This is a genomic window from Prauserella flavalba, from assembly GCF_003202235.1.
Classification (GTDB): Bacteria; Actinomycetota; Actinomycetes; order Mycobacteriales; family Pseudonocardiaceae; genus Prauserella_A; species Prauserella_A flavalba.
The window spans coordinates 140,242-154,459 of sequence record NZ_MASU01000014.1 but is presented as its reverse complement, the minus strand read 5'-3'; the positions used below and the strand labels follow the sequence as shown (position 1 = coordinate 154,459).

The window sequence follows — 14,218 nt, the reverse complement described above, 5'->3', positions numbered from 1 at the left end:
CTTCGAGGTCAGCACGGAGTGAACGAGGCTCGCATCGGGGATGACCCGGAAATGTCGGTGTGGCGGCATGGGAACATGGAGGGTGCCACCCGCGAGCGACCTGAGGTAACGAGTGACACAGACACGCCCGTCCGCCGACACCACGTTCACGCCCCCGGAGCACATCCGGAACTTCTGCATCATCGCCCACATCGACCACGGCAAGTCCACCCTGGCCGACCGGATGCTGCAGCTCACCGGCGTGGTCGAGGAGCGGGCCATGCGCGCCCAGTACCTGGACCGGATGGACATCGAGCGGGAGCGCGGCATCACGATCAAGGCGCAGAACGTGCGCCTGCCGTGGCGGCTCGACGGCCAGGACCACGTGCTGCACCTCATCGACACCCCGGGCCACGTGGACTTCACCTACGAGGTCTCCCGGGCGCTGGAGGCGTGCGAGGGCGCGATCCTGCTGGTCGACGCCGCGCAGGGCATCGAGGCGCAGACGCTGGCGAACCTCTACCTCGCCCTCGACAAGGACCTGCACATCATCCCGGTCCTCAACAAGATCGACCTGCCCGCCGCCGACCCGGACAAGTACGCGGCCGAGCTGGCGAACATCATCGGATGCGAGCCCTCCGACGTGCTCCGGGTGTCGGCGAAGACGGGCGAGGGCGTCAAGGAGCTGATCGACGAGGTCGTTCGGCAGGTGCCGCCGCCGGTGGGCGACTCCGACGCCCCGGCGCGGGCGCTGATCTTCGACTCCGTCTACGACACCTACCGTGGCGTGGTCACCTACATCCGCGTCGTCGACGGCAAGATCACCCCGCGTGAGCGGATCAAGATGATGTCGACCGGGGCCACGCACGAGCTGCTCGAGGTCGGCATCATCTCGCCGGAACCGAAGGCCGCGAAGGGGCTCGGCGTCGGTGAGGTCGGCTACCTCATCACGGGTGTGAAGGACGTCCGCCAGTCGAAGGTCGGCGACACGGTGACCGCGGAGCGCCACGGCGCCACGGAGCCGCTCGCCGGGTACCGCGAGCCGCAGCCGATGGTCTACTCGGGCCTGTACCCCGTCGACGGTTCCGACTACCCGGACCTGCGCGAGGCGCTCGACAAGCTGCGCCTCAACGACGCGGCGCTGAGCTACGAGCCGGAGACGTCGGTCGCGCTCGGCTTCGGCTTCCGCTGCGGGTTCCTCGGCCTGCTGCACCTGGAGATCACGCGTGACCGCCTCGAGCGGGAGTTCGGCCTCGAGCTGATCTCCACCGCGCCCAACGTCGTCTACCAGGTGTTCATGGAGGACGGCACGGAGCTTGTGGTCACCAACCCGTCCGACTGGCCCACCGGCGGCAAGATCGCCGAGGTGCACGAGCCGGTCAGCAAGGTCACCGTGATCGCGCCATCGGAGTTCATCGGCGCGATCATGGAGCTGTGCCAGAGCAAGCGCGGCCAGCTGCTCGGCATGGACTACCTGTCCGAGGACCGCGTGGAGCTGCGCTACCAGCTCCCGCTCGCCGAGATCATCTTCGACTTCTTCGACTCGCTGAAGTCGCGCACCCGCGGCTACGCCTCACTCGACTACGAGGAGGCGGGGGAGCAGGCCGCCGACCTGGTCAAGGTGGACATCCTGCTGCAGGGCGAGGCGGTGGACGCGTTCTCGGCGATCGTGCACAAGGACGCCGCCTACAGCTACGGCAACCGGATGGCGACGCGGCTGCGCGAGCTGATCCCGCGCCAGCAGTTCGAGGTGCCGATCCAGGCCGCGATCGGCTCGCGCATCATCGCGCGCGAGACCATCCGCGCGATCCGCAAGGACGTGCTCGCCAAGTGCTACGGCGGTGACATCTCCCGTAAGCGCAAGCTGCTGGAGAAGCAGAAGGAAGGCAAGAAGCGCATGAAGACCGTCGGCCGCGTGGAGGTGCCGCAGGAGGCCTTCGTCGCGGCATTGTCCACTGAGGACAGCGGCGACAAGGGCAAGGGGAAGAAGTAGCTTCCCATTCTTCCAAGACGGCCGGGAAGCCGCGCTGGACGATGTGAGGATGATCAGCAGAATCGTCTCTTACGCCGACGGTGGCGATCTCGGCGCGTCCCGGAGCTTCTACGTCGAGGTCCTCGGGCTCGAGGTCGCGATGGAGGATCCGGTGCTGGGGCTGCGGTCGCCTGCCGGCCCGGCGGCGCAGGTCCTCGTTCTCCCGCCCGGAGGGGAGAGTCCCCGGCCCCGCTTCGGGGTGGATCTCGGCGAGCCGTCGGCTGTCGACGCGGCCCACGACGAGGTTGTGCGCCGCGGCCTCCGGGTGGTCTATCCGCTCACCGACGAGCCGTGGGGTGTGCACCGGTTCTTCGTGGAGGACCCTGGCGGCACGGTGGTCAACGTGCTCGCCCACCTGCGGTGAGCCCTAGCGGCCGGTGATCCGCGCCGCCTCGACGAACAGGGCGGTGCGGCGCTCGGCCGCCATCACGCGGTCGTACTCGGCCCAGTCGTCGTGGGTGCCGCCCGCCGCGGTGAAGATGTCGCGCAGCAGCTGGGGCAGCCGCTCGGCGGGGAAGCCCTCGCACTCGTCGTCGGGGCCGATCAGGCGCGCCGGGCCCTGCACCGACACCCACCGCCAGCCGCGCCGGAAGACGAACGTCGCGTGCCCGCTGCGGCGCAGGAGCTCGCGTTTGCGGGCTCCGCCGACCAGCACGGCCGCGACCGAGGGCCTGCCGGACACCGGGTCGTCGAGCACGCCCGCGTTGACCACGGAGGCGTGCACCGTGCCGTCGGGCCGGGTGGTGGCGAGCGTCGCGAGGCCATGCTCGGCGGCGGCGAGCTCGCGGACCAGAGCGAGATCGGCTGGCATGTCCCCACCGTAGCGACGACGGGGCCGCGCGGGGATGGTCCCGCGCGGCCCGTCGCGGTCGCCGTCAGACGCCGAGCAGGGCGGCGAGCGCCTGAACCAGCGAGGCCGACGTGGCGGCGATGGTCTCGTCCAGGTACTCGGCGATCGGGGTCAGCTCGGCCGCGGACGCCTGGCCCCCGACAACGGCCAGCATCGGCACCATGAGCGCGCTCACCGCGATGCCGCGCATGGTCCAGCGCTTCGCCGTGCTCCGGGTGGTCACCTGGTTCTCGGTCATTGCTGTCCTCTTCCTCTCGTTGAACGCGAACGTCGCTCGCGTCGTGGGGGCAGCCTGCACTGGGCCAAACGGCGTAACAAGGCCATTAACGGACGGTTTTCGATCATGAAACGGCAGGTAGCTCGGCCGGGTGGGACTTCGTTACCTGATGGTCACGTTCGTGAATGTGTTTCTCACCTTCCCGTAACGAGGTTGGTGACCGGGCGCGTCATCGCCCGCTGTGCGGGCTTCGTACGCTTGGCGCATGTTCGACAGCTTGCGTGTCCCGGTGGTCGTGGCCCCGATGGCCGGTGGTCCGTCCACGCCGGAGCTCGTGGCCGCGGCGGCGCGGGCCGGAGCCTTCGGTTTCCTGGCGGGCGGCTACCTCGGCGCGGCGGCGCTCGCGGACCAGATCGGCAAGGCCAGGGAGCTCTGCGGCGACACGTTCGGTGTGAACCTCTTCGTCCCCGGCATCCGGGCCACCGTGGATCTGCGGCCCTACACGGAGCGCCTGCGCGAGGAGGCACGGCGCTACGACGTCGCGGCCGGTGCCGCGCAGTGGGACGACGACGGCTACGGCGCCAAGCTCGACCTGCTCGTGGAGCGGCGGGTCCCGGTGGTGTCCTTCACCTTCGGCGTGCCGCTGGAGCCCGACATCGAGCGCCTGCACGAGGCGGGTAGCACCGTCGTCATCACCGTCACCTCGCCCGAGGAGGCACGGCAGGCCGCCGAGGCGGGCGCCGACGCGCTGTGCGTGCAGGGGTTCGAGGCCGGTGGGCACCGCGGCCTGTTCACCGACGACGCCGGCCGGGCCGAGGGCGGCGAGCTGTACGGGCTGCTCGCCGCGCTGCGGCTCGTCGCGGCCGAGACGGACCTGCCGCTGATCGCCGCCGGTGGTCTCGTCCACGGCGCGGACGTGGCCGCCGTCGTCACCGCGGGTGCGGTGGCCGCCCAGCTCGGCACCGCGTTCCTGCGGGCCGACGAGGCGGGCACCAACGCGACGCAGCGGCGCGCGCTCGCCGACGCGGGCCGGCCGACCGCCTTCACCCGTGCCTTCAGCGGACGGCCCGCGCGTGGTCTGGTCAACCGGTTCCTGCGCGAGCACTCCGGCGACGCCCCGTCGGCCTACCCACAGCTGCACAACCTCAGCAAGCCGATCAGGGCCGCGGCGAGCGCGGCCGGCGACCCCGAGGCGATGTCGCTGTGGGCGGGGCAGACCTACGCGCTCGCGGGTCAGGCGCCCGCCGCCGAGATCATCGAGACGTTGCGGACGCAGGCCCGTACCGCGCTGGAGCGGAGCGTGCGCAGGTTCGGCTGACGCCTCAGCCCGCGGCGCCCGCGGCGGCGGATGGCAGCGGGGCGGCCTCGGGCCGGCTGCGGTTGCCCTGTGCGAAGTAGGTCAGCACCTCGGCGATCGCCTGGGGGTCGTCCAGCTGGGGGCAGTGGCCCCAGTCCTCGCGCTCCAGCAGTCTGCTGTGCGGCACGAGCGCGTGCAGCTGCCGCCCGGACGCCGCGCTCACCAGCCGGTCCTTGCCGCAGGCGATGATCAGCAGCGGTGCGGTGACGCGGTCGAGCTGGTAGGCGGACTCGAGCTCGGCGACGAGCTGCCTGGCCTCGGCGAGCCTGCTGGTGGTGGAGCTGTAGTCGGGGAACAGGTCGAGGAACCGGCGGACGTGCACGGCGTCTGCCATCTTGATGTCGGCGTAGAGCAGGCGCGGAACCACCTGCTGGGCGATCGAGCGGACGACGAAGCCGGGTACCGGCAGCGGTAGCGACGCACAGAGGCGCAGCGCGAGCGGGTACTTGGCGACGGTCCGGATCAGCCACGAATCGACGAAGCCGGGCGCGGCGATCGAGACGATCCCGGCGACCGGCAGCTTGGGGTTCTGCGCGGCGCGCAGACTCATCGTGCCGCCGAGCGAGTTGCCGACGAGCACCACGCTGCCGAGCGCGGCCTGTTCCCGGATCACGGCGGCCGTGAAGGCGTCGAGCTGGGGGAGCATCGCGCCAGGGCGCAGCGGAGCCGCCTCGCCGAAACCGGGCAGGTCGACGGCGAGCACCGCGATACCGGCGTCGGCGAGCTGTTCGAGCACGGGGCGCCAGGTGTCGGCGCTGTCGCAGTAGCCGTGCAGCAGGACGATGCGGGGCTGGTCCGGCCGGGTGCCCTGGCGGCGCCTCCTGGTGCGCTTGCCCACCTCGACCACGCGCGGCCCGACCTCCAGCACCCGCGTGCGATAGCCCGCGAAGCGGCGATACCCGGCCCGGACAACCGGGCCGGGCAGAGCTTCTCGCTGCGCCGCGATCATGCTTTCAGGTTAACCAGAGCCGGGATTCTCAAGCCCCTTTTCCCGGACACGAAGCCGTATCGGCGCAATGTCAACCTGATGTCTACGCAGGTCAGAGACGTCTTGGAAACTAACGCACGAACACGATTTTCCCGGCGGTGGCGCCTTTCATCATGTCCGAAAAGCCGGATTCGGCCTGCTTGAACGGCAGCTCGGCCCCGATCTGGGGCCGGATTCCGGCCAGGTCGGTGTAGGAGAGCAGGTCGGCCAGCTCGTCGCGGGTGCCCATCGTGGAGCCCACCACGTTCAGCTGGAGGAAGAACAGCCGCTGCAGGTCGGCGCTCGGGTCGGGGCCGCTCGTGGAACCCGACACCACGATGGTCCCGCCCGGCTTGAGCGACTTCATCGAGTGTGCCCACGTGGCCTTGCCCACGGTCTCGAACACGGCGTCGACGCGCTCGGGCAGCCGCGCACCGGACTCGAACGTCTGGTGGGCGCCGAGCTGCTCCGCCAGCGCCCGCTTCTCCTCGCTGCGGCCGGTGACCCACACCCGGAACCCCGCCGCCCGGCCCAGCTGCACCAGCGCGGTCGACACGCCGCCGGACGCGCCCTGCACGAGGAACGTCTGCCCCGGCCGCAGCCCGGACTTGACGAACAGCATCCGGTAGGCGGTCAGCCAGGCGGTGCCCATCGTCGCGGCCTCGGCGAACGAGAGGCCCGCCGGCTTCGGGAGCACGTTGCGGGCCGGGACCACCACCGAGTCGGCGAACGTGCCCTGGTGCTTCTCCGTGAGCAGGGTCCGCTTCGGGTCGAGTGTGTCGTCCCCGCGCCACGAGGCGTCGTTCACCACCGAGTGGATCACCACCTCGGTGCCATCGTCGAGCACGCCTGCTCCGTCGCAGCCCAGGATCATGGGGAACTGCTCCTGCTTGATCCCCACACCGCGCAGCGTCCAGATGTCGTGCATGTTCAGGCTGGCCGCCCTGACGGAGACCTTCACCCAGCCGTCGGGGACCTCCGGCTCCGGTCGTTCACCCACCACCAGCGAGGCGAGCGGATCGTCGGGGTTGGCTTCTTTGGCATAGACGGCGAACATGGCGTCAACCTACCTGGCGTACGCTCTTCGTTGTGTTCGACGGAGTGGCCCGCTGGTGGGACAGCCTCGAGCTGTGGCTCGCGCAGCAGTGGTTCCCCGTGCAGTTCGTGCTGGTGATGGCCGTGCTCATCCCGCTGTGCGTGGGGCTGGCATGGCTGATCCACCGTGTCGTCGACGTGGTCGCCGACCGCGTCAGCAGATTTCGCGGCGCAACCCGCCGCCCGGACAGAACGTCCTAGGGGAGGCGTGGGTGCTCTCCCGTAGGCGCATCAGTGTGGCGCTGGTCGGGCTCATCGTGCTGGTTCTCGGCGGATGGCTGATCAGGGACGTCATGGCGGTTGACGCTCCGCCAACCGGGGCGGGTAGCCTGCCGGGCGCGGATTCGGGCCTCGAGGTGGTGTCGCTGTCCAGCCTGCCTCCCGAGGCGGAGGAGACGTGGCGGCTGATCGAGCAGGGCGGCCCCTTCCCGTATCCCGGAAAAGACGGCACGACATTTGGCAATAGGGAGAGTGTGTTGCCTGAGAAGCCCTCCGGTTACTACCGGGAATACACGGTCGAGACGCCGGGCAGCGACGACCGCGGTGCACGCAGGCTCGTCACCGGCGATGGCGACGAGCTGTACTACACCGGCGACCACTACGCGTCGTTCCTCGTCGTGGACCCCCGGCGATGACCGTCCCGCCCAGGCCCGACGTGAAGACGGCCACGGAGCAGGCGCGTGCCCGTGGCGCGTTCACGCACGTGCTCGACGGCACGAACCACCCCGACAAGCTCGGCACGCTCGACGCGATCGCCGCGGCGCTGTCGTTCCCCGACTACTTCGGCCGCAACCTCGACGCGCTCTACGACTGCCTGACCGATCTCGGCTGGCTGCCCACCGGTGAGCACGTGCTGATCTGGGTGGCCTCCGACGTGCTCAAGCAGGCTGACCCGAGGGCGTATCTCGCGGTGCACAGCGTGCTGTCCGACGCCCAGCGCGCACTCGCGCCGGGCGGCGAACGCACCGACAGCCGCACCCTCACCGTGGTGCTGGCGGACTGATCCCGCCCCACCCGAGTGCAGTGAAGGCCCGTCTGCCCCGTCTGCCCCGAGTGCAGTGAAGGCCACCTTCACTGCGTTCAACGCAGTGAAGGTGGCCTTCACTGCAGCGGGCTAGTCCTGGGGCACCCAGCTGGGCTTGCGCTTCTCCGCGAAAGCCGTGATGCCCTCCTGGCCCTCCTCGCTCGCGAAGAAGCGCGCGGAGGTGGCCAGCATCGTCTCGAATGTCTTCGGCATCTCCCTGCCGCTCTCGCCCTGCAGCAGGTCCTTGGTGGCGGCGAGCGCGGCAGGGCCGCCCAGCGCGAGCGAGCCGACGTAGCGCTCCACGGTGGTATCCAGCAGCTCCGCGGGCACGGCCGCGTTGATGAGCCCGATCGACGCCGCGCGCTCGGCGTCGAAGACGTCACCGGTGAGGAACAGCTCGTGGGCCGCGCGCGGGGTGAGCCTCGGCAGCACGGTCACGGAGATGATCGCCGGGATCACGCCGATGCGGACCTCGCTGAACGCGAACGTCGCGCTGTCCACCGCCACGGCGATGTCGGCGGCGGCCACGATGCCCACGCCGCCCGCCCGCGCGGGACCGGCCAGCCGGGCCACCACGGGCTTCGGGCTGGTCCAGATGCGCTCGAGGATGGCGGGGAACTCATTGACGCCCTGGTCCTGCGAACCGGCGCCCCTGGCCTCCTTGAGGTCCATTCCGGCGCAGAACACCGGGCCGGTGTGCGTGAGCACGATCACCCGCACCCCGTCGTCGGCGATGGCCTGCTCGAGGCCTGCGCTCAGTTCCTTGCGCAGCTGCGCGGAGAGCGCGTTGCGGTTGTGGGGGGAGTCCAGTGTGATCGTCGCGACGCCGCCGGTCACGTCGTAGTGCACGAGTTCGTCAGCCATGCCGACACCTTCGCACAGCGCGAGGTCAGGCGGAGCGGATCGTGGCGGACAACGCCGCGACGTAGCGGTCGAGCACCACGTCGGCCACGCGGGCCTCGGCGCCGAGCGGAGCGGCGATGGGGGAGCCCGGCGCCGCCTGCCCGGTCAGGTCCCGGATGCGGTCCGGCAGCAGGCCGGGGGCGAGGAACCAGGACGCGACGGCGAAGTGGCCCGCGCCCTTGGCGCGCAGCTTGGCGATCGCGGCGGGCACGTCGGGTTTGGTGGCGCTCGCGAAGGCGGGCGTGACGAGGCAGCCGTGCCTTGCCTGCCAGCGCTCGGCCACCCGCGCGACCACGGCGTTGGCCGGGGCGTGGGAGGAGCCCACCGCTGCGAGCACGACGCCGAGGCCGTGGTCGGCGAGGTCGGCGCCCGTGGCCCTCAGCCGGTCGAGCGCGACGGCTTCGAGCAGCGGGTCGGCGCCCAGCACGTCGGCCACCGAGACGCGCAGGCGGGGCAACCGCGTGGCGACCTCGTCGACGATGCCGGGCAGGTCCACGCGCGCGTGGTAGGCGCGGCCGAGCAGCAGGGGCACCGCGACGACGTGCCGGTGACCCTCGGAGTGCAGGTCCGTGAGCACGCCGGGGACGGAAGGCTCGGAGAGGTCGAGGAACGCGACCCGGACGTCCACGTCCGGGGCCGCCGCACGCACCACGTCGCCGAGCGCGCGCACGGTAGCCGCCGACCTGGGGTCGCGGCTACCGTGCGCGACCACGACGAGTGGCGCCGAGGTCACTCCTGCTCCGAACCGCCCAGCGCGCTGAAGCGCTCGCCGACGAGCCCGGCCGCCAGCGTGTCCCCGTCCTTCGGGTCGATCACGAGGAACGCGCCGGTGCGGGCGCTCGTCGCATAGTCGTCCACCGGGATCTCCTCGGAGAGGCGCAGCTTGACGCTGCCGATCTCGTTGAGCTCCAGGGAATCCGGTCCATCCACAATGGACAGGGCCTGCTCGTCGAAGCGCGAGTTGAGCTCCTCCACCATCGCCTGCACCGTGCGTGCGCCGTGCTTCACGAGCACGCGCGCACCGGCCTGCAGCGACTTCGTGGACAGCCAGCACAGCGCGGCGGTGAACTCGTCGGTCACCTCGGGGCGGTCGGCGGCCGAGGCGATCAGGTCACCGCGCGCGATGTCCAGGTCGTCGGCGAGCAGCACGGTGACCGAGCTGCCCGCGCCCGCCTCCTCCAGCTGGCCGTCGGCGGTGTCGACGCGCTCGACGGTGGTGCGCAGGCCACGCGGCAGCACGACCACCTCGTCGCCCGGCCGCACGGTGCCCGCGGCGATCTGGCCCGCGTAGCCGCGGTAGTCCGGGTACTCCGGGGTGCGCGGCCGGATGACGTACTGCACGGGGAACCGGAACGGCGCCTCGTGCGGGTCGGGCGCGACCGGCACGTTCTCCAGGTGCTCGAGCAGCGTCGGGCCCGTGTACCACGGCGTGTTGTCCGAGCGGGTGGCCACGTTGTCGCCCACCAGCGCCGACACCGGGATCGCGAGCACGGAGCCCTCGGAGTAGCCCAGCGACGCCGCATGCGCCGCGAACTCCTTGGCGATGACCGTGAACGCGGCCTCGTCGTAGCCGATGAGGTCCACCTTGTTCACCGCGAGCACGAGCCGGGGAACGCCCAGCAGCGCCAGCACCGCGGCGTGCCGCCTGGTCTGCTCCACCACGCCCTTGCGGGCGTCGACGAGCAGCACGGCGAGCTGCGCGGTGGACGCGCCGGTGACCGTGTTGCGGGTGTACTGCACGTGGCCGGGCGTGTCAGCGAGCACGAAGCTGCGCTTCGGCGTGGCGAAGTAGCGGTAGGCCACGTCGATGGTGATGCCCTGTTCCCGTTCGGAGCGCAGGCCGTCCACCAGCAGCGAAAGGTCCGGAGTGGACAGGCCGCGGTCGACGCTGGCGCGCTGCACGGCGTCGAGCTGGTCGGCCAGTACCGACTTGGTGTCGTAGAGCAGCCTGCCGACCAGCGTCGACTTCCCGTCGTCGACGCTGCCTGCCGTGGCGAGCCTCAGCAAAGAGCTCATGACTAGAAGTACCCCTCCCGCTTGCGGTCCTCCATGGCGGCCTCGGAGAGCCGGTCGTCCGCCCTGGTGGCGCCGCGCTCGGTCAGCCTGCTGGCCTGCACCTCGGCGATCACGTCCTCCACGGTGGACGCGGTGGACTCCACGGCACCGGTGCACGAGCCGTCGCCCACGGTGCGGTAGCGCACCGTCAGCTCCTCGACCTTCTCGCCCTCACGGGGGCCACCCCACGGTCCCTCGGTGAGCCACATGCCGTCGCGCCGGTACACCTTGCGCTTGTGGGCGTAGTAGATCGAGGGCAGGTCGACGCCCTCGCGGGCGATGTAGTTCCAGACGTCCGCCTCCGTCCAGTTGGACAGCGGGAACACGCGCACGTGCTCGCCGGGGCGGTGCCTGCCGTTGTAGAGGTTCCACAGCTCGGGCCGCTGCCTGCGCGGTTCCCACTGGCCGAACGCGTTGCGCAGGCTGAAGATGCGCTCCTTGGCGCGGGCGCGCTCCTCGTCCCTGCGGCCGCCGCCGAAGACCGCGTCGAACTTGTGCTCGGTGATGGTGTCGAGCAGCGGCTGGGTCTGCAGCGGGTTGCGCGTGCCGTCGGGGCGCTCGACGAGCCGCCCGTCGTCGATCCAGTCCTGCACGTGCGCGACCACCAGCCGCAGCCCGTACTTCTCCACCACGCGGTCGCGGAAGTCGATGACCTCCTCGAAGTTGTGCCCGGTGTCCACGTGCAGCAGCGGGAACGGCACCGGCGCGGGCCAGAAGGCCTTGATCGCCAAGTGCAGCAGCAACGTGGAGTCCTTGCCACCGGAGAAGAGGATCACGGGCCGGTCGAACTCGCCCGCGACCTCACGGAAGATGTGGATGGCTTCCGACTCCAGCGCGATGAGGTTGTCCCGCGCCGCGTCGGTCGCGGCCTCCAGTGTGGTCATGACATCCTTCCTCAGGCGTGCAGCCCGCACTCGGTCTTGGTCTTGCCGGCCCAGCGGCCGCTGCGCGGGTCGGCACCCGGCGCGACCTTCGCGGTGCACGGGGCGCAGCCGATCGACGGGTAACCCTCGGCGACCAGCGGGTTCTGCAGGATCCCGTGCTCGTCGATGTAGTTGTTGAACTCGTCGTCGGTCCATGCCGCGATGGGGTTGACCTTCACGAGGCCGTTTCGATCGTCCCATGTCACGATCGGTGTATTCGCCCTGGTCGGGGCATCTACTCTGCGTACACCCGTGACCCAGCACGAGTAGTTCGCGAGCGTCTTGCGCAGCGGGATCACCTTGCGCAGGTGGCAGCACTGGTTCGGGTCGCGGTCGTGCAGCTTCGGCCCGTACTCCGCGTCCTGCTCCGCCACGGACTGCTCCGCCTGCGCGTTGACCACGGTGATGTCCGGGTACACGGTCGCGACGGCGTCGCGCGTGCCGATGGTCTCCGCGAAGTGGTAGCCGGTCTCCAGGAACAGCACATCCACATCGGACTTCACCTTGGTCGCCAGGTCGACCAGCACCGCGTCCTGCATGTTCGAGGCGACGATCAGATCGTCGCCGAACTGCTCGACCGCCCAGCGCAGCGCCTCCTCGGCGCTCGCGTTCGCCAGTCGCTCGGACGCCTCCTCCGCCAGTGCCTTCAGCTCTTCGGTCGAAGCCGCCGCGGTCATCGAGTCACCTCCGGTATCTGCAGGCCGATGAATGTCACCGAGAACACCCGCCGACAGGACGAACACAACCAGGCACCGTTCTCTTCCGGTCGGAGATCCTCGTCGCCACAGTACGGACAGTAGAACGCGGTGGCCCGGGTGGGAGTAGAATCCGTCACTTCAGCTCGGCTTCCTCGGCACGGGTTACCCACTGGGCGAACCTTTCCCCGTCCTCTCGCCCGGCGAGGTAGTTGCGCACGACCCGCTCCACGTAGTCCGTCAGCTCGGCACTGGTCACCTTGTGCCCGCGAAGTTTACGGCCGAAGCCCGCGTCGAGGCCGAGGCCTCCGCCCAGGTGCACCTGGAAGCCCTCCACCTGGTTGCCCTCGTCGTCGGTGACGATCTGGCCCTTGAGGCCGATATCGGCGACCTGGATGCGCGCGCAGGAGTTGGGGCAGCCGTTGAGGTGCACGGTGACCGGATTGTCCAGTCCGTCCTGGATCCCGGCGAGGCGCTGCTCCAGCTCGGCGACGAGCGCCTCGGCGCGTGCCTTGGTCTCGACGATCGCGAGCTTGCAGAACTCGATGCCCGTGCAGGCCATGACGTTGCGCCGCCACGGCGACGGCTCGGTTTGCAGGCCGGCCTCGGCGAGCTCGGCCTTCAGCCCGTCCACTTCGGTCTCCGGGACGTCGAGCACCACGAGCTTCTGCTGCGGCGTGAGGCGGACGCGGCCGGAACCGGCCCGCTCCGCGGCCTTCGCCGCCGCGATCAGCATCGAGCCCGACGAGCGGCCCGCGACCGGCGCGCCGCCGACGTAGTAGAGGCCGTCCTTCTGCTGGTGGACGCCGATGTGGTCGATGGGCCGCTCGGGCACCTCCGGCGCGGGGCCGTCGATCAGCGGGCGCTTGAGGTACTCGGTCTCCAGCACCTCGCGGAACTTCTCGGCACCCCAGTCCTTGACGAGGAACTTGATGCGCGCGCGGGAGCGCAGCCTGCGGTAGCCGTAGTCGCGGAAGATGCCGATGACCCCGGCCCAGACCTCCGGCACCTCGTCGAGCGGAACCCATGCGCCGAGCCGCTGCGCGATCATCGGGTTGGTGGACAGACCGCCGCCGACCCAGACGTCGAAGCCGGGGCCGTGCTCGGGGTGCTCGACGCCGACGAACGCGACGTCGTGGATCTCGTGGGCCACGTCCTGCTGGCCGGAGATCGCGGTCTTGAACTTGCGCGGCAGGTTGGCGAACTGCGGGTCACCGACATAGCGGCGCCTGATCTCCTCGATCGCGGGCGTTCCGTCGATGACCTCGTCCTTGGAGATGCCCGCGACCGGCGAGCCGAGGATGACGCGCGGGCTGTCGCCGCACGCCTCCATCGTGGTGAGGCCGGCGTCCTCGAGCTTCTTCCAGATCGTCGGCATGTCCTCGACCTGGATCCAGTGGTACTGGATGTTCTGCCGGTCGGTGATGTCGGCCGTGTCGCGCGCGTAGGTCTGCGAGATCTCGCCGAGCAGCGCGAGCTGGTCGGTGGTCAGCGCGCCGCCGTCGAGCCGCACCCGCAGCATGAAGTAGCTGTCGTCGAGCTCCTCGGGCTCCAGTGTCGCGGTGCGGCCGCCGTCGATTCCCGGCTTGCGCTGCGTGTAGAGGCCGTACCAGCGGAAACGGCCGCGCAGGTCGCCCGGGTCGATGGAGTCGAAGCCGCCGCGGGCGTAGATGTTCTCGATGCGGGCGCGGACGTTGAGCGGGTGGTCGTCCTTCTTGGAGCGCTCGTTCGGGTTGAGCGGCTCGCGGTAGCCCAGGGCCCACTGACCCTCACCGCGACGTTGCTTGGTCCGTGCGGGGCGGCCTGCGTTCGGGGCCATCTGTCCTGTCCTCCAGGGCGGTGTTCGCGGTGGACGGCGCCACGCGTGCCGGAACGCCCTGGACGAGCCAATGGTGGGAGCAGTTCGCGGCACACCGGCGCCAGTTTGTCCGAAAAATGGGCAAATGACGCGGCGGTCAGAGCCGGCAGAGACTGCTGGAGACACGCAGATAGTCGACGTGGCGCCGGACCACGAGCGAGACACCTGCGTAAGTCATTCTCCCAGAGTGCCATGTTGCTCAGAATGTGGTCCATAGCCGCCCGCATGGTGGGAGCAAGGTCATATGCGCTGCTCGGCGGCTA

General features: G+C 70.3%; 17 protein-coding genes. 6 read left to right on the top strand and 11 right to left on the bottom strand.

All coding sequences use genetic code 11. From position 1 onward, the window contains the following. Positions 1-112: 112 nt before the first annotated feature. Positions 113-1,972: a translation elongation factor 4 gene (gene lepA, locus BA062_RS31690; protein ID WP_110342801.1), complete on the top strand. Its 1,860-nt coding sequence runs from the start codon at positions 113-115 to the stop codon at positions 1,970-1,972. 49 nt (positions 1,973-2,021) lie between these two features. After that, positions 2,022-2,375 (top strand): VOC family protein, encoded by a 354-nt coding sequence (locus BA062_RS31685; protein WP_110342800.1) that lies wholly within the window; start codon positions 2,022-2,024, stop codon positions 2,373-2,375. Positions 2,376-2,378: 3 nt separating this feature from the next. Here the strand turns inward: BA062_RS31685 and BA062_RS31680 are convergent, their stop codons facing one another. Both BA062_RS31680 and BA062_RS31675 read right to left on the bottom strand, forming a co-directional pair. After that, positions 2,379-2,822 (bottom strand): pyridoxamine 5'-phosphate oxidase family protein, encoded by a 444-nt coding sequence (locus BA062_RS31680; RefSeq protein WP_110342799.1) that lies wholly within the window; start codon positions 2,820-2,822, stop codon positions 2,379-2,381. A 64-nt stretch (positions 2,823-2,886) separates the two neighbouring features. Beyond that, a complete protein-coding gene (locus BA062_RS31675) occupies positions 2,887-3,099 on the bottom strand; it encodes a hypothetical protein (RefSeq protein ID WP_110342798.1) in 213 nt (70 codons plus the stop codon). Positions 3,100-3,343: 244 nt separating this feature from the next. Between BA062_RS31675 and BA062_RS31670 the strand changes: the two genes are divergently transcribed. Then, on the top strand, positions 3,344-4,396 hold the full coding sequence (locus BA062_RS31670) for an NAD(P)H-dependent flavin oxidoreductase (RefSeq protein WP_110342797.1): 1,053 nt from the start codon (positions 3,344-3,346) through the stop codon (positions 4,394-4,396). 4 nt (positions 4,397-4,400) lie between these two features. Here BA062_RS31670 and BA062_RS31665 read toward each other — a convergent pair whose 3' ends face one another. Both BA062_RS31665 and BA062_RS31660 read right to left on the bottom strand, forming a co-directional pair. Next, a complete protein-coding gene (locus tag BA062_RS31665) occupies positions 4,401-5,384 on the bottom strand; it encodes an alpha/beta fold hydrolase (protein ID WP_110342796.1) in 984 nt (327 codons plus the stop codon). A gap of 109 nt (positions 5,385-5,493) precedes the next feature. Beyond that, positions 5,494-6,459: a zinc-binding dehydrogenase gene (locus BA062_RS31660; RefSeq protein ID WP_110342795.1), complete on the bottom strand. Its 966-nt coding sequence runs from the start codon at positions 6,457-6,459 to the stop codon at positions 5,494-5,496. Positions 6,460-6,491: 32 nt separating this feature from the next. Between BA062_RS31660 and BA062_RS31655 the strand changes: the two genes are divergently transcribed. From BA062_RS31655 to BA062_RS31645, 3 genes are read left to right on the top strand one after another with little or no spacing between them, the layout of a single operon-like run. Continuing rightward, a complete protein-coding gene (locus BA062_RS31655) occupies positions 6,492-6,698 on the top strand; it encodes a hypothetical protein (RefSeq protein ID WP_110342794.1) in 207 nt (68 codons plus the stop codon). Between the two features lie 11 nt (positions 6,699-6,709). Then, the gene (locus BA062_RS31650) at positions 6,710-7,132 is read left to right on the top strand and encodes a guanyl-specific ribonuclease (RefSeq protein ID WP_110342793.1); all 423 of its coding nucleotides are present in this window, start codon (positions 6,710-6,712) and stop codon (positions 7,130-7,132) included. Beyond that, positions 7,129-7,500, top strand: a complete 372-nt coding sequence (locus BA062_RS31645) for a barstar family protein (protein ID WP_110342792.1) — start codon at positions 7,129-7,131, stop codon at positions 7,498-7,500. Before BA062_RS31650 ends, BA062_RS31645 begins: the two co-directional genes overlap by 4 nt. A 111-nt stretch (positions 7,501-7,611) precedes the next feature. Here BA062_RS31645 and BA062_RS31640 read toward each other — a convergent pair whose 3' ends face one another. The 7 genes from BA062_RS31640 to BA062_RS31610 are packed head-to-tail and all read right to left on the bottom strand — an operon-like array spanning position 7,612 to position 13,916. Then, a complete protein-coding gene (locus BA062_RS31640) occupies positions 7,612-8,385 on the bottom strand; it encodes an enoyl-CoA hydratase family protein (RefSeq protein ID WP_110342791.1) in 774 nt (257 codons plus the stop codon). A gap of 25 nt (positions 8,386-8,410) precedes the next feature. Further along, positions 8,411-9,157 carry a sirohydrochlorin chelatase gene (locus BA062_RS31635; protein WP_110342790.1) on the bottom strand — a complete coding sequence of 249 codons (747 nt, stop codon included), beginning with the start codon at positions 9,155-9,157 and terminating at the stop codon, positions 8,411-8,413. Next, entirely contained in the window at positions 9,154-10,440 is a 1,287-nt protein-coding gene (locus BA062_RS31630) for a sulfate adenylyltransferase subunit 1 (protein WP_110342789.1), read from the bottom strand. Before BA062_RS31630 ends, BA062_RS31635 begins: the two co-directional genes overlap by 4 nt. Positions 10,441-10,442: 2 nt before the next feature. After that, complete coding sequence (cysD, locus tag BA062_RS31625) at positions 10,443-11,363, bottom strand: sulfate adenylyltransferase subunit CysD (RefSeq protein ID WP_110342788.1); 921 nt, start codon at positions 11,361-11,363, stop codon at positions 10,443-10,445. Positions 11,364-11,374: 11 nt separating this feature from the next. Continuing rightward, positions 11,375-12,079 (bottom strand): phosphoadenylyl-sulfate reductase, encoded by a 705-nt coding sequence (locus BA062_RS31620; protein ID WP_110342787.1) that lies wholly within the window; start codon positions 12,077-12,079, stop codon positions 11,375-11,377. Beyond that, positions 12,076-12,237, bottom strand: coding sequence for an Insertion element protein (locus BA062_RS40730; protein WP_110342786.1), 162 nt, complete (start codon positions 12,235-12,237; stop codon positions 12,076-12,078). The genes BA062_RS31620 and BA062_RS40730 overlap by 4 nt, the downstream gene beginning before the upstream one ends. Continuing rightward, on the bottom strand, positions 12,234-13,916 hold the full coding sequence (locus tag BA062_RS31610; protein ID WP_110342785.1) for a nitrite/sulfite reductase: 1,683 nt from the start codon (positions 13,914-13,916) through the stop codon (positions 12,234-12,236). Before BA062_RS31610 ends, BA062_RS40730 begins: the two co-directional genes overlap by 4 nt. Between the last annotated feature and the right edge of the window lie 302 nt (positions 13,917-14,218).